Source organism: Nostoc sp. KVJ20 (assembly GCF_001712795.1).
In the GTDB taxonomy this organism is placed as follows: domain Bacteria; phylum Cyanobacteriota; class Cyanobacteriia; order Cyanobacteriales; family Nostocaceae; genus Nostoc.
In genome coordinates, this window is the sequence record NZ_KV757582.1 from 1 (window position 1) to 15,940 (window position 15,940).

Consider the following 15,940-nt stretch of genomic DNA (forward strand, 5'->3'; position numbering starts at 1 on the left):
TTGAGTAGATGCACTGAATTTATCTTAATTAGTGTACTTTATTAGACTGGTAAACGCCATATGTGTACCCAGAGCAATTAAAAAATCTAGAGCCGCTACTCTTTTACCCAACTCCTGATGCAGCAATCGAAACATTTGCGGGATGGGAGCAGTGCGGGTACTATCTGGAATTAACACTAAGATGCGCTGTCCATCTAACTTAGGGTCTGCGAAAGCTTGATGAATTAGCGTAGAAACTTGCTCATCTGAAAGTGTGCCGTTATTTACAGCCAGTGAATACATGATTAAACTCCACTGTAGATACTAAATCCACCATCTACCGGCACAACTACCCCGTTAACGAAACTAGAACCTGAACTACATAACCAGATCAAAGTGCTGAGTAATTCATCTGGTTTTCCGAAACGTCCGGCGGGGGTATGCTCAATGATTTTTTGCCCGCGAACGGTCAAACTACCATCAGAATTTAAGAGTAAATCTCGATTTTGTTCGCCAATAAAGAAACCTGGTGCGATCGCATTTACTCGCATTCCATCACCATATTTTTGGGCGAGTTCTACCGCTAACCAGCGAGTAAAGTTATCTATCCCCGCTTTAGCGGCTGAGTAGCCAACCACGCGGCTAATCACTCGGATAGCAGACATAGAAGAAATATTGACAATGCACCCGTGGGGCTGATTTTTTTCCACCATTGCTTGACCAAAAACCTGACAAGGCAGTAGAGTGCCAAGTAAGTTGAGGCTAACTACTTCCTCAAAGGCTGCATGTGGCATATCAAAAATAGTCTCATCGGCAGTAATTGTGGCAGCCGGAATATTCCCGCCAGCCATGTTTACCAAGATATCTATTTCACCCCAACACTGTATAATATAATCCCTGGCGATTTCTAATTGAGAGCGATCGCTAACATCTGCCACCACAGCGATACTTTCTCCACCGTTAGCAGTAATTTCAGCCACCACCGCCCCCGCCCGTGCTTCATTGCGACCCAAGACCACAACTCGCGCTCCAGCCAGAGCCAAACCCTTTGCCATAGACCCACCAAGCACACCAGAACCACCAGTAACTACCGCTACCTGCTTTTTTAAGCTAAAAAGTTTATTTAAAATCAAGTCTGACATCAACTATTCCCCCGCTTATTTAAATTCGTAATTCGTAATGGGCTAACGCCCCGCTCCGCTAACGTAATTCGTAATTAAAAAAGTCAATATTTAATCTGGGTTTGCAGATTTCCTCTGTAGCTAGGAATAGGGCTTGTTTTCAAACTACTTGTTTAGCCTATAAGTTTTTAGATCCCCCTAAATCCCCCGATAAATTGGGGGACTTTAAGAAACTCTTAGTCCCTCTTTTTAAGCTACGGTGTATACACAAGTATGAAATAGCTGATTAACCAAGGGTTTACCCCACCCTAACCCTCCCCTTGTAAAGGGGAGGGAACTAGATTTTCTTGTTTCCCCTGATGTTCTTGCTTATTACGATTCTCTCCAGCCTCTTGCAAAGGGGAGGGAACTAGATTTTCTTGTTTCCCCTGATGTTCTTGCTTATTACGATTCTCTTCAGCTCTTGCAAAGGGGAGGGAACTAGATTTTCTTGTTTCCCCCCTTTCCAAGGGGGGATTAAGGGGGGTAATTTGACTTGTGTATACACCGTAGCTTTTTAAGGGGGTTGTTTGAAAACACGCCCTAGTCCTAATAGCTTGATTTTGGAGAATTGTCACTCCAATTTGTAAGCAACCTTAGCGAGGTCATAAGCCAAAGCACGAGCCATACCATACCCTTCCTCCTCCTCAACCAATCCCCGCGCAACCAATCCAGCCAACCAGTTACAAGCTACCCGCCGCCAGACATTATGACGAGCCGGAATCGAAACAAAAGCCCGTGTATCATCATTAAATCCAGCAGTATTATAAATTCCCGCAGTTTCCATTACCTGATTGAAATAGCGCTCCATACCATTTACGCTGTCGTGAAACCACCAAGGTGGGCCAAGCAATACGGTAGGATAATGACCAGCTAACGGAGCCATTTCTCGGCTATAAGTGCTTTCATCCATACCAAAAATGATTAAGCAAAAGCGCGGATCATTGCCGTAAGCTGACAACAATGGGTGTAGATTTTGAGTCCACTCTATTTTTATGGGAATATCAGCACCTTTATCAGATCCAAATTTCTCAAATAAAGCCGAGTTATGATTACGCATCACACCACAATGCATTTGCATTACCAAGCCATCTTCCACACTCATCCGCGCCATTTCCATGAAGATATGACCGGTAAAATGCTCTACATCACCTGGATTCAACTTGTCGGTTAATGCTCTAGCAAAGATAGCTTCGGCTTCTTGGTCAGAAAGGCGCGTAGTATAAGGTGTAGCTGCACCTTGATCGGTAGCTGTCGCGCCCATTTTTTTAAAGAAAGCTCGACGTTCTTCTAAAGCTTCCACAAAAGTGGCATAAGTACTAATTTCTCTACCGACAGCACTTTCCAATTTGGTAAGATTTTCGCGCCAACCAGGAGCATCTAAGTTAACTACTGCATCTGGTCGAAAAGTTGGCCTAATTTGAGTGAAACCTTCTTCGTGGAGCGAGCGCTGATTCTCTAGGTTATCACTGGCGGCATCGGTAGTACAAAGCACTTCGATGTTAAAGCGTTTGAATAAAGCACGAGGGGAAAATTTAGATGAAGCTAACAAACCTTCTAGATAATCATAGATATGTCCAGCATTGTGAGAATTTAAAGGTTCATCTACACCAAAGACGTTAGTTAGTTCCTCTTTCAGCCACAACCCAGAGGGAGTACCCTGGAATAGATAAAAATGGTCTGCGAACAATTGCCAGATTTTGCGGTGGTTGGTTTCTGCTGGTGAACCATCATTAGTATGTATACCCAAAGCTTGCAGAGGTACGCCCCGACTATAGAGCATCCGCAAAAGGTAGTGGTCAGGAATAATCAGTAATTCCGTCGGTGAACCAAAACGGGCTGCGGGGTTAGCTAATAAAGCTGGATCTACGTGTCCGTGTGGGCAAACTAAAGGTAACGCAGATATACTGTCAAAAAATTGATGTGCCAGTCGTCTTTGAACTGGTTCTGGAGAAAAACAGCGATCGGGAGATAAACTCGGTTTTTTAGTTAACATACTTTTTATTTGGTTAAAAGTTTCAAATAAATTGTCTTCAATCTTAAATTGTTAATAATGCTGCACTACTACCACGCTCTACTAAAAAAGGAGATAAAACGAGGTTTTCTACAGTTTTTTCTTCTAATAAATCGAGTAACATTTGCATAGCATAGCCACCAATTTCTAACATTGGCTGGCTAACTGTGGTCAGTGCTGGTGTAACGTAACTGCCTAGAGCAATACCATCAAATCCGACGAGACTTAAATTTCGCGGTACTAAAATACCTAATTCTTGGCAAGCTAACAGAGCGCCAACCGCCACCATATCGTTGTAACAAAATATGCCTGTAACTTCCGCAGATAATAGTTTAGACAGCATATTTTTCCCGGTGTTCACATCGCTGGTTCTGGTATCGTATTCGTCACTAATTGAAACCCAATCAGTATTTGGTGGAATACCAGCTTCCGCAAGGGCCATTTGATATCCTTCTAGGCGCTGCTGGTTTGACCTGCTGCGATCGCCTACACCAAGATAACCAATAGCAGTGTGTCCCAAACTTATTAGATGCTCTGTGGCTAATTTAGCACCTAAGCGATCGTCTATTGCTACTGAGTGAAATATTTCGGATTGATCTTCGGTCTGACTATTAATCAGAACTGTTGGCACAGCAATTTGCGTAAGTTGTTTGATATGCTGCTTACTAATTCGTGAATCAGCTACTAAGATCCCGTCCACCCTGCGGCGATGAAAAGTATCAATAGCTGCCATCTCCTGCTCAAAATTTCGGTGTGAAGCACTCAACAAAACACTCAAGCCTGCTGGTCTGGCTATCTTCTCGATTCCCTCTACTACCTCAGCAAAAAAGGGATCTGCGATTGAAGTTACTACTACACCAATAGTATTAGTACGCTTATTTTGCAAACTTTGAGCAATAGCATTTGGCACATAGCTCATCTCCTGCGCCAGTCGCTTAATTTCTTCTCGCACTTTCGGGCTAATGAGAGCGTTATCTCGCAAAGCGCGTGAAACTGTAGAATGAGAAACCCCTGCTCTGCGGGCAATATCTTCAATTGAAATTCTTCGTTTATTCATTTTTTATCTTAGTAATTAAATATTGCACACGTGTGCATTTGTATGTATTATAGAAAATAATCATTATTTGTCAAGAGATTTATACAACTCACATTTTGCATGGAAAGGAGTTAGGAGTCCTGACTTTTACCTCCACCCATAACTACAACTACGAATTAGGAATTACGAATTAGCTTAACTTTTCTTAATAAAAATATGATTCAGCAGTCAATGATTATTATCGTCATGGGTGTATCCGGTTCTGGCAAAACTACCATCGGAAAACTATTAGCAGATTCGTTAGAGTGGGAGTTTAGCGACGCTGATAATTTTCACTCGCCAGAGAATATTGAGAAAATGCGATGCGGTATCCCTCTGAGTGAAGCAGACAGGATGCCTTGGTTACAAGATTTGCAAACAGCTATCAAGCAATGGTTGCAAGAAAATAAAAGTGTGGTGCTGGCGTGTTCGGCTTTAAAAGATAGCTATCGGCAATTTTTGCTCCTGGATAGCGCCAACGCCAAGGGCGATCGCATCAAGCTAGTTTACCTCAAAGGATCTTATGAGTTGATTCAAGCGCGATTGCAAGAGCGTAGCAATCATTACATGAATGAAAAACTCCTCGGAAGTCAGTTCAATACTCTTGAAGAACCGTTAGATACCATATCTATGGATGTTGCACAGCCACCCCAGATAATTGTCCAAAACATTAGAACGGCTTTGGAAATTTAGCTTATTGATGACAACCATAAGATTAAGATTAATCACGTATCTACGAAAACACGAACTTTTGGCAACTAAATTACATCAGATGTAAGTCTAAAGAAATTAGAAAAGCAACCACATAAACTGGAGTGGTAGGAGAAAAATAGTGTTTCTAAGATTAGCGCAACAACATCAACAATTCGTCCAAGACTTGGTAATGAACCTGCAAGCCCTGACAATTATACTTGAGCGACGTGGTTATACTGCGTCTTGTTATACATGCGGCGACCAAATGAAGAGTGCTTCATTTATAGTTAGCCTCAGAGAAAAACACCTAATTCGGTTTTTAGTCTCTGATTACGGGATTACTTGGATGGAATTGTGGGACGATCGCGAATTAATGAAGTTGGAGGGTGCAGAAGCAATAAATCAGCTAGAAGAGTTGGCTAATCTTGTTAAGTATTCCACTGCTGTGCAATTAGCAATTTGATACCACCTGCCTGAGTCCGACAACAAAAAAACATAAATATAGGTTTTGCACAGGTGTGTAATACAAAAGATTAGCTTATATTAGTCAATTCATACACAGGTGTGCAAAAAGCAAAAGTACCATTTTTCTTCGGAACCAAAAAGATCGAAGTAAACCATCCATAGCTGTACAAATACGAGATGAAACTTAACACACAGTTTTGCACACGTGTGCAAAAATAAAAAATAAGTTTAAGACAGGTTTTGCACACCTGTGCATAAGGGAGCGCAAAAGTACCATTTAACAAATCAATATCGACAAGTAGGAAGATATGTCTCAAACTCTAAATAATGTCATTGCTCAAGCTCAAAACAATCCCTTACATTCCCTAGAAGAATGGGAAGAAGACTTACTGAATCGCTATCCCGATCCGGAAAGCATAGTTAAAGAAGGTAAAACCACCGAAGAGTATAGAAATTATGAAACGACTATTAGAGATACAGTAAAAGAGTTTTATCGGTTAAACCATATTAATCAAACATACGATTTTGTACTTCAAAAAGAAAAAGAATTTTTAAAGTTTGATAAGAAAGAAATGTCTGTTTGGGATGCAGTCGAATTTTTAAATCAATTGGTTGATGATTCCGATCCTGATACAGACATGGATCAATTACAGCATCTATTGCAAACATCAGAAGCTATTCGCGCTGATGGTCATCCTGATTGGATGGTACTTACCGGCTTCTTTCACGATATGGGGAAAGTACTTTGTCTATTTGGTGAGCCTCAATGGGCTACTGTAGGCGATACTTATCCTGTAGGTTGTGCATTTTCTGATAAAATTGTTTTCTCAGAATTTTTCAAAGAAAATCCTGATTATAATAACCCCGATTACAACACTAAATATGGAATTTATGAGCCAAAGTGTGGATTGAGTAATGTACATATTTCATGGGGGCATGATGAGTATTTTTATCAGATGATGAAAAACTATTTGCCCGAACCTGCATTATATATGCTTCGCTATCACTCATTTTATCCTCAACATCGTGAAAATGCGTATGAACATTTGATGGATAAACACGATCAAGAAATGTTTAAATGGGTGAAGTTATTCAACCCCTACGATTTATATTCCAAAAACCCTATTCCTCCTGATTGGCAGAAATTAAAACCATACTATGAAGATTTAGTTGCTAAATATTTGCCTGCAACGTTAAAGTTTTAAACTGATTGAAGAAGAATTCAGAATTCAGAACTCAGAATTCTGAATCCTTGATCTATGAAGGGATAGAGCAAGAGCAAGATATTACATCTGTAAAAGCATAAAACAGATATGTAAATTTTCTTCATCCCTAATCAGGCTTTAAAATATTATCTTGTGTACTGCTCTATTGCCTTTAAGCTCGACTTTATCCATTTTTTGGCAAGACTCAATCTTACTCTGAAATCTTTGTGGGACAGTAATTTTACTTTTTCGCTCTCACCGATAATCAGTGACATGGAAAAAGTTTTTCCCAAAAATCTAGGGTTTTGCCGTATCAAGAGAACCAAGTTTTTAATTTTGGATAAAGTCGAGCTTAGAGGATGTCCCAGAAGTATCAAATATTTCTTGATCCCCCCTAACCCCCCTTAAAAAAGGGGGGAACAAGAGTCTTAAAGTCCCCCTTTTTAAGGGGGATTTAGGGGGATCTCCAAGGCTTAGATGTATACAAAAAAACTTTTCAGACATCCTTTAAGTGATGGAGGAGCAATAACAAATAAATACTCTTGACAAGCAGATTTGAGTTAACTTAGAAAATCCAACCAAAGGATGTTTACATTTCTCAAAATATAGCATTCACAATCCAAGGTTCTCTACTATAACAGTATCTTTTCTGAAGGAGTTTGATTGAGAAATGTTAACGTTTTTAACATTAAATCAAGTATTGAATAAGCTGATTTATGCAAAGGCTTTTAAATGAATACTTTGGGTTATATCGAAAGATTTAAAATCTTTTGTATTTGTAAAGTTCGATAAACAAAATTAATTTTTACACCGGAGCGGGATAAAATGAAAAAAGTCAAAACCAATAAAGATTTACAAGTTTAATAAAACCAGTTTTTGGAAGTTTCACTTAAAAGCTGTTTTCAGGCTACACACTACTACCGAAGTAATCTCACCAAAAAATAATGCGATTATTTGAAGTAGTGTAATGTTCATGATTTTGCTTTCAAAACAAAACATCTAGTTTAGTGAAACTAATAGCACTAACTCCAATTGCGTCAAAGCAGAAGACCTTTTGAGTTGAAATACCAAAAGCTAGTAGTATCACTTGGTTAGGTCTAAAAATTTCAGACCTACTTCATATTTTGATGATTGTGCAGATTTATATTCTGCTGATCTTTCTCAAATTTAAATCCGTTGTTAGAAATAAATATGAAAAGAATTTCGCTCATAGTTGGCATATTAGGTTTTACGGTTGTTGGTTGCACGAATGGCACTCAAAATGGCAACGCTACGACTAATACTACTAACACTGCTACCAATATAAGTGCAGAGAGTCTTGGTACTCCCAATAGAAAATTGCAAACAATCGGCGTTGCGTTGGGTGACTTGGGTAATCCCTTCTATAATGCAGTGCAGAAGGGGGCTGAGACAGAAGCCCAGAAACTTGGGGGTAATATCAGAGTTAATGCGGTTTCCAGTGGCTTTGACTTGAACCAACAAAGCAACCAAATCGAAAATTTCACGGCTGCGAATACTGACCTAATTATCCTCAGTGCTGTTGATAAAAAAGGAGTTAAACCCGTAATTGATCAAGCAAGGCTGGCAGGTAGGGTTGTGATTGCAGTAGATTCAGCCGTTGATGCAGATGTAGATGCAATGATTAGCTCCAACAATACCCAAGCTGGTGAGGTTGCTTGCCAATATATTGCCGATCGCCTCAAAGGTCAAGGTAGTGTAGTCATTCTCAACGGAACTCCGATGGACTCAATCAATCAGCGAGTTAGTGGCTGTGAGAAGTCATTATCCAAATATCCTGATATCAAACTCATCTCTAAAGACCAAAACGCTGAAGGGACAAGGGATGGAGGGCTAAGAGTCATGAGTGATGTGCTTACAACCTTTCCCAAAATTGATGCCGTTTTTGCCACTAACGACCAAAGTGGTGTCGGCGCAGATTTAGCAGCTAGACAAGCAAGACGTAAAGAATTTTTTATTGTTGGGGTTGATGGATCACCAGATGCAACCAAAGCAATGGAAGATAAAGATGGAGTATTTGCTGCAACTGCTGCTCAAAATCCCGCAGGGATGGCCCAAAAAGCAGTTCAAATTGGCAACGATATCATCAAGGGTAAAAAACCTGAGTCATCTGACATTCTGATTCCAGTCACCTTGGTTACTAGAGAAAACCTTAGCAGCTATAAAGGCTGGTAATTTGTAATTCGTAATGACGCTCCTGCGTCGCTAACGTAATTCGTAATTACAAGATGCGGAAAAAGGCTTGATACAGGATAGTTGCAGTACTTTACCCTGTTTTTTAAATACATCGTTTTGAAATTTGGTGTTTCTAGGAGATATATGAATGTGAAAAAGATTGCGATCGCATCTGGCATACTAGGGATCATCAGTGGTAGTATTATCGGCTGTACAAATACTTCTCCCGATGGCACTGCTACTAACCCTGATACAAAACCTGCTACCAATACCAGTGCAGAGACTAAAACCGCCACTGGGAATGGAAAATTAAAATCAGTTGCCTTTACCGTTGGTGATTTAAGTAATCCCTTCTTCGTCCTCATGGGACAAGCAACTGAGGCAGAGGCGAAGAAAATTGGCGGGAAGGATGTCAATGTTACCGTAGTTTCCAGTGCCTATGACCTCAACCAACAAGCCAATCAAATTGAAAATTTCACCGCTTCCAATACTGACATCATTATCGTCAATGCTGCTGATAAAAGTGGTATTAAGCCGGCAATTGAAAAGGCAAAACAAGCAGGTAGGATTGTCATTGCAGTAGACACTGGTGCTGAGGGAGGTGTAGATGCCACCATTACTACTAATAACGTCCAAGCTGGAGAAGTTAGTTGTAAATATATTGCCGATCGCCTCAAAGGTAAAGGCAATGTTGTCATAGTTAACGGGCCGCCAGTTGACTCGGTGATTCAGCGAGTTAGTGGCTGCGAGAGTGTATTGTCCAAATATCCTGATATCAAAATCCTCTCTAAAAACCAGAATGCAGAGGGTAGTCGGGATGGAGGACTCAGAGTTATGACCGATTTGCTGACAACCTTTCCAAAAATTGATGCGGTTTTTGCCATCAATGATCCGAGTGGAGTTGGCGCAGAACTAGCAGCTAATCAAGCACAACGTAAAGATTTCTTTATTGTTGGAGTTGATGGTGCGCCAGAAGCTATTACTGCGATCGCAACTAAAGATGGTATATATGCGGCAACTGCTACTCAAAATCCGCGAGGGATGGCTGAAAAAGCAGTTCAAGTTGGCAACGACATCTTAAATGGGAAAAAACCAAGCAGTTCTACGATTCTGATTCCAGTTAAGTTGATCACAAAAGATAACGTCAGCACAGAAAAAGGCTGGAAGTAATAAAAATTGTGAATTTGCAATTGGAAATTATGTCTTTTGATATAAGTCCTTTGGTGCATTTGTAAAGTTTTTGCACATACCTAGAATGTCTGGCTGTTTTCACTTAAATTAATACCAAACCTCATCTTTATGCCTGTCTTTTCTTTAATAGAAAGATGGGTTTAGAAAGAGGTTAAAACTCTGCTGCACCCAATTGATAACCGCTATGTATGTGCATCAGTGGAAAGTTTGAGTGTCTATTTATAGCACTTAGACTTTCCCAAGAATCTCTCTGAACTAACGTTAACAACAAAGGATGAAAATATCTCTTGACAACTCCTAGTCAGCTTTGAAAACATGATTTTGCGATCAATCAAATATGAATTTATTAATTTCTAATTTAGGTTCGCGAATTTTAAATTTTTTTACAGGTTTTGCTCATGACAACAAATATTGAAACTTCATTTTCTGATGCACCAGCCACCACCCCGGTGTTAGAAATGCAAGGGATTACAAAACGATTTCATGGTGTATCTGCGCTCCAAAATGTTAATCTCACCATTTATCCCGGAGAAGTTCACGCCCTCATGGGTGAAAACGGAGCGGGTAAAAGCACATTGATGAAAATCCTGGCAGGGGCTTACATTGCCGATGAAGGAGAAATTCGCATCAATGGTCAACCCTTAAAAATTACAGATCCGGCGACAGCACGCAAGGCGGGTATTAACCTCATTTATCAAGAACTGAACGTTGCACCGAATTTAACCGTTACCGAAAATATGTTTATGGGTAGCGAGTTGCGGCGAGGTCAGCTTTTAGACCGCAAAGCGATGCAACTGGAAGCAGAGGAAGTGTTGGAAAGCCTGGGAGCTAATTTTACCGCCCAGACTATAGTTGGTACTTTGTCCATTGCCGAACAGCAGCAAGTGGAAATTGCCAGGGCGCTGAAAGATAAAAGCCGCGTTTTGGTGATGGATGAACCAACAGCAGCCCTATCTGACCGCGAGAGCGACCATTTATTTGAGGTAATTCGCAAACTACGGCGTGATGGCATTGCCATTATTTACATCAGCCATCGGATGGAAGAAATCTATGCCTTAGCTGACCGGATTAGTGTGTTGCGTGATGGTCAATATATTGGCAGTCTGACACGCAGCGAAATTTCTCCCCAGCGATTAGTGCAGATGATGGTCGGTCGCTCCATGCAAGACTTTTACGAACATCAACGGCAAATGCATCCTGGCCCAGTGGTGCTGTCAGTCAGGAATATGAGCGACGCCCGCAAGAAAATTGAGCCGGCTAGTTTTGAACTTCATGCTGGAGAAATTCTGGGTTTAGCGGGTCTAGTTGGCGCCGGACGCACAGAACTATCCCGGCTGATTTTTGGTGCTGACCGCAAAGCCAGTGGTGAAGTATTTCTGAATGGCAAAAAACTGGAAATTAATAGCCCCAGTGATGCGATCGCGGCGGGAATTGGCTACGTCCCAGAAGACCGCAAAGACCAAGGTTTATTTCTGGAGATGAGCGCCCGCAAGAATATCGCCATCAACACACTCAAGCAGGATGCAAAGGCTGGAATTGTTAACTGGGGTTCAGTTAATCGGCTGTCAACAGACGCAGTGGAAAACTTTAATATCCGCCTAGCCAATTTGGAAATTAGAGCATTGGATCTTTCTGGTGGTAATCAACAGAAGCTACTGTTAGCGCGTTGGTTAGCCATTAAACCGAGAGTATTGATGTTAGATGAGCCGACACGCGGCGTAGATATCGGTGCTAAAAGCGAAATTTACCGAATTATGAGTGAATTAGCAGCGCAAGGTGTTGCTATTTTAATGGTTTCCAGCGAACTATCAGAGATTGTCGGCATGAGCGATCGCGTCTTGGTGATGCGAGAAGGACAGCTGGTAGGCGAACTGGATGGCAGTCTTGGCAAAGAAATCACCCAAGAAAAGATTATGCACTACGCAACTGGAGCATCGGAGGTATTAGCATCATGAGTCAAACAGTCAGACCACCTATCAATAAATCAGCCAATAATTCCGCAGCTCGCAACCGGAAATCAATCAGCACTCTGTTAGAAGTTGCGGGTATTCTGCCAATCCTAGTAATTATCTGCATCTTATTTGCATTCCTTTCTCCCAACTTCCTCACCGGCGGTAACATCATTAATATCTTGCGTCAGTCATCAATTAATATTGTGCTGGCGACAGGAATGACCTTTGTAATTCTCACCGGCGGTATTGACCTTTCAGTTGGGTCAATCTTAGCTGTTTCTGCCGTAGTTGCCCTGCTGGTATCGCTACTACCGGCTTTAAGTTGGGCAGCCGTACCTGCTGCGTTGCTTGCAGGATTGTTTTTGGGCTTACTCAACGGTGCACTCATCACCTTCTTGGATGTGCCACCTTTTATTGTCACCTTGGGTTCACTTACAGCCTTGCGGGGTGTGGGCTTCTTGATTGCCAAGGGGACAACGTTAATTAACCGGGACATAAATTTTGCTTGGGTGGGTAATAGTTATGTCGGCCCCCTGCCGTGGCTAGTGATAATTGCGCTACTGACTGTGATAGCTAGCTGGTTTATCCTGCGGCAAACTGTTTTAGGAGTGCAGATATATGCCGTTGGTGGTAACGAGCGGGCAGCAAGATTAACAGGGATTAAAGTTAATCGGGTGTTGCTATTCGTCTATGGTATTAGTGGATTACTGGCAGGCTTAGGAGGAATCATGAGCGCCAGCCGTCTTTATAGTGCCAGTGGTGTATTGGGTCAAGGTTATGAATTAGATGCGATCGCAGCTGTTATTCTAGGTGGAACCAGCTTTACAGGTGGTATTGGTACCATTGGTGGCACACTTTTAGGTGCATTAATTATTGCGATTCTCAACAACGGTTTAACCTTGTTGAACCTCTCTTACTTCTGGCAACTAGTCGTCAAAGGACTAGTAATTATTTTGGCAGTAATGATTGATCGGTTACGCAGACGTTCTAGACGATAAAAGGGACTGGGGACTGGGGACTGGGGGGATGAGGGAGATAAACAAAACTCTTAACTCAGCACGGGCTAAATGCCCCGCTACCGCTAACAGCACTCAGCACTCAGCACTCCTAACGCCCAATTCCCAATATACAAACTTATGTCTACCACTACTGTTCGTCGTAAATCCAACACATTTTATGTCATTTTGATTGCTGGTGCTGCTGCTCTCGGCGGCTTCCTGTTCGGTTTTGACACCGCAGTAATCAACGGCGCGGTTCGCGCTCTTTCCCAAACCTTTAACGCCAACAGTGTGCTAACAGGTCTTGCCGTATCACTGGCATTGTTGGGGTCTGCGGTAGGAGCCTTCTATGCAGGGAAAATCGCAGATCGTTATGGTCGAGTCAAAGCAATGGTAGCAGCTTCGGTGTTTTTTACCATCAGCGCCATTGGTTCCGGGATAGCCTTCGGAATCTGGGATTTTATCTTTTGGCGGGTATTGGGTGGGATTGCAGTTGGTGCTGCTAGTGTAATCGCCCCAGCTTACATTGCGGAATGTTCTCCTACCCATTTGCGAGGAAGATTAGGATCTCTGCAACAATTAGCGATCGTAATTGGGATTTTCATTGCCCTAATATGCAACTACTTTATTGCGGTGTCAGCAGGTTCAGCCGAGTCACCGTTTTTGTTTGGTATCGCGGCTTGGCGCTGGATGTTTTGGACGGAAATTCCTCCCGCCGTGCTTTATGGAATGGCAGCCTTAATGATTCCCGAATCTCCCCGGTACTTGGTTGCTCAAGGTCGAGAACCAGAAGCAGCTAACGTTCTGACCAAAATTTTGGGGGGTAACGTACTGCCAAAAATCGAAGAAATTCGGCAAACAGTGCTTCGAGAACGCGAACCCAGGTTATCTGACCTTTTAAGCAGAAGTGGTGGACTCCTCCCAATAGTTTGGATAGGAATAGGCTTATCTGTATTACAGCAATTCGTTGGGATTAATGTAATCTTCTACTACAGCAGCGTTTTGTGGCGGGCAGTCGGGTTCTCAGAAAAAGATTCCCTATCAATTACCGTGATTACAGGAGCCGTCAACATTATTACAACATTGATTGCGATCGCCTTTGTAGATAAATTTGGTCGCAAGCCCTTACTCATACTAGGGTCGATTGGCATGACCTTTACTTTGGGGACAATGGCTTATCTTTTTGGTAATGCTCCTTTAGATGCTGCGGGGAATCCCAATCTCACCGGAAGCGCAGGTACCGTAGCTCTCATTGCAGCCAACCTTTATGTATTTTGCTTCGGTTTCTCCTGGGGGCCAGTGGTTTGGGTGCTATTGGGAGAAATGTTTAATAACAAAATTCGAGCTGCTGCACTTTCGGTTGCTGCTGCCATGCAATGGATTGCGAATTTCCTCATTTCCACAACATTTCCTCCCATACTCCAATATTTCGGTCTAGGTTCTGCCTATGGACTCTATACAATTGCGGCGGCTACCTCATTCTTTTTCATTCTCTTTTTTATAAAAGAAACCAACGGAATTGAGTTAGAAGATATGTAATTTGTAGTATCATCAAGTCTGATTTTGCCATAAGTATGATGACAGCTTAATAAAGTTAGTAGTAAGCACTTTAGTGCTTAGATAAGAGCTACAGCCAGCCACTACGAACTTATCCGAAAAATGGGTTTAAAACCCCATGCTTCCAGCACGGGTTTAAAGTAATGAGTAATGAGTGGATGAAAAACGGGTATTTACTCATTACTCATTACTCCTTCTTCCCCGTGCGTACCCTTCTCCTGACGGAGACGCTGCGCGAACGGCAACGCCAAGGGCGAACACGGCGGTGAGAATGTCAACAAAATTAATTTGGTGAACTAAATACAAACCCTCGCTTCAGCCAATCAGTAAAAAGATGGAAACTATCAATACGGCTCTTTGTTCTTCTGGTTTATCTGGCATGGTATTTCATGCGCCGTTTATTGATTTGCATCCCGGATTTAAATTAGCCGGTTCTTGGGAAAGAAGCAAAAAGCTGATACAACAACATTATCCTCATGTAAAAAGCTATCCTTCTTTGGAAGCATTGCTAGCAGATGATCAAGTAATCTTAGTGGTAGTAAACACACCCACTTATACCCATTACGATTATACTAAACAGGCATTGCTTGCAGACAAACATGTAGTGGTAGAAAAAGCATTCACCACAACAGTAGCAGAAGCCGAACACCTGAAAGAATTGGCACAAAAGCAGGGAAAACAATTATCTGTATATCACAACCGGAGGTGGGATAGTGATTTTAAAACAGTAAAAAAAATTGTCAAAGAAGGCTTGCTAGGTGATATTATTGAAGCAGAATTTCAACTTCAAAAATATAAACCAACCCTTAGCCATAAACAACACGTAGAAGTTCCAAGTCCGGGGGCAGGAACATTAAACAACTTAGGGCCGCACTTAATAGACCAAGCTTTGCATTTATTTGGGATGCCTGATGCTGTTTTTGCAGATATCCGCATAACTAGGCTGCGATCGCAGGTAGATGATTATTTTGAGTTGATACTATACTACGACAAATTGCGCGTCAAATTAAAAGCAAGTTTTCTTGTGCGTGAGCCTGAACCGGGTTATATCATACATGGCACTAAAGGTTCTTTTCTCAAAAGCAGAGCCGATAAACAAGAAGAGTATTTAGTAGCGGGTATGAAGCCTAATACACTTGATTGGTATACAGAGCCGGAAAGTGAATATGGCTTGCTTCATACAGAAAAAGACACAAAAGTAATTCGGGAAAAAGTTAAAAGCTCACAGGGCAGTTATTTAGATTATTACGATGCGGTGTATAAATCCATTGTTAATAATCAGCCAATTGCTGTTACTGCCGAAGATGGAATTAATGTAATGCGAATTATAGAAGCGGCTATTACAAGCAGCAATGAGCAAAAAGTCATAGCGTTGCTTTAAGTGACCTAAAACCTAAACTCAAAATATCTAACTTTAACGCTGATTATCTCATAACCTCGAACCAAAGCTTCTAGTTT

At 41.7% G+C, this 15,940-nt stretch carries 13 protein-coding genes; 9 read left to right on the forward strand and 4 right to left on the reverse strand.

The features are described 5' to 3' along the window. Positions 1–24: 24 nt before the first annotated feature. The 4 genes from A4S05_RS08080 to A4S05_RS08100 all read right to left on the reverse strand — a co-directional run bounded on the left by A4S05_RS08080 (position 25) and on the right by A4S05_RS08100 (position 4,210). Positions 25–282 carry a hypothetical protein gene (locus A4S05_RS08080; RefSeq protein ID WP_069069316.1) on the reverse strand — a complete coding sequence of 86 codons (258 nt, stop codon included), beginning with the start codon at positions 280–282 and terminating at the stop codon, positions 25–27. Between the two features lie 2 nt (positions 283–284). Continuing rightward, positions 285–1,121 carry an SDR family oxidoreductase gene (locus A4S05_RS08085; RefSeq protein ID WP_069069317.1) on the reverse strand — a complete coding sequence of 279 codons (837 nt, stop codon included), beginning with the start codon at positions 1,119–1,121 and terminating at the stop codon, positions 285–287. A gap of 592 nt (positions 1,122–1,713) precedes the next feature. Then, positions 1,714–3,135, reverse strand: coding sequence for a glucuronate isomerase (gene uxaC / locus A4S05_RS08095; protein WP_069069319.1), 1,422 nt, complete (start codon positions 3,133–3,135; stop codon positions 1,714–1,716). 43 nt (positions 3,136–3,178) lie between these two features. Further along, positions 3,179–4,210, reverse strand: coding sequence for a LacI family DNA-binding transcriptional regulator (locus A4S05_RS08100; protein ID WP_069069320.1), 1,032 nt, complete (start codon positions 4,208–4,210; stop codon positions 3,179–3,181). A 210-nt stretch (positions 4,211–4,420) separates the two neighbouring features. On the opposite strand from A4S05_RS08100, the gene A4S05_RS08105 reads away from it, so the two are divergent. The 9 genes from A4S05_RS08105 to A4S05_RS08145 all read left to right on the forward strand — a co-directional run bounded on the left by A4S05_RS08105 (position 4,421) and on the right by A4S05_RS08145 (position 15,863). Next, positions 4,421–4,921, forward strand: coding sequence for a gluconokinase (locus A4S05_RS08105; protein WP_069069359.1), 501 nt, complete (start codon positions 4,421–4,423; stop codon positions 4,919–4,921). Positions 4,922–5,060: 139 nt separating this feature from the next. Beyond that, positions 5,061–5,384 (forward strand): DUF1815 family protein, encoded by a 324-nt coding sequence (locus tag A4S05_RS08110; RefSeq protein ID WP_069069321.1) that lies wholly within the window; start codon positions 5,061–5,063, stop codon positions 5,382–5,384. Between the two features lie 310 nt (positions 5,385–5,694). Beyond that, positions 5,695–6,591 carry an inositol oxygenase family protein gene (locus A4S05_RS08115; RefSeq protein ID WP_069069322.1) on the forward strand — a complete coding sequence of 299 codons (897 nt, stop codon included), beginning with the start codon at positions 5,695–5,697 and terminating at the stop codon, positions 6,589–6,591. 1,191 nt (positions 6,592–7,782) lie between these two features. Beyond that, entirely contained in the window at positions 7,783–8,784 is a 1,002-nt protein-coding gene (locus A4S05_RS08120) for an ABC transporter substrate-binding protein (RefSeq protein ID WP_069069323.1), read from the forward strand. 144 nt (positions 8,785–8,928) lie between these two features. Beyond that, complete coding sequence (locus A4S05_RS08125; RefSeq protein ID WP_069069324.1) at positions 8,929–9,954, forward strand: ABC transporter substrate-binding protein; 1,026 nt, start codon at positions 8,929–8,931, stop codon at positions 9,952–9,954. 419 nt (positions 9,955–10,373) lie between these two features. Further along, entirely contained in the window at positions 10,374–11,930 is a 1,557-nt protein-coding gene (locus A4S05_RS08130; RefSeq protein WP_069069325.1) for a sugar ABC transporter ATP-binding protein, read from the forward strand. Next, on the forward strand, positions 11,927–12,925 hold the full coding sequence (locus A4S05_RS08135) for an ABC transporter permease subunit (protein ID WP_069069326.1): 999 nt from the start codon (positions 11,927–11,929) through the stop codon (positions 12,923–12,925). The genes A4S05_RS08130 and A4S05_RS08135 overlap by 4 nt, the downstream gene beginning before the upstream one ends. A 138-nt stretch (positions 12,926–13,063) precedes the next feature. Then, positions 13,064–14,464, forward strand: coding sequence for a sugar porter family MFS transporter (locus tag A4S05_RS08140; protein ID WP_069069327.1), 1,401 nt, complete (start codon positions 13,064–13,066; stop codon positions 14,462–14,464). A gap of 352 nt (positions 14,465–14,816) precedes the next feature. Beyond that, positions 14,817–15,863 (forward strand): Gfo/Idh/MocA family oxidoreductase, encoded by a 1,047-nt coding sequence (locus tag A4S05_RS08145; RefSeq protein WP_069069328.1) that lies wholly within the window; start codon positions 14,817–14,819, stop codon positions 15,861–15,863. Positions 15,864–15,940: the final 77 nt, after the last annotated feature.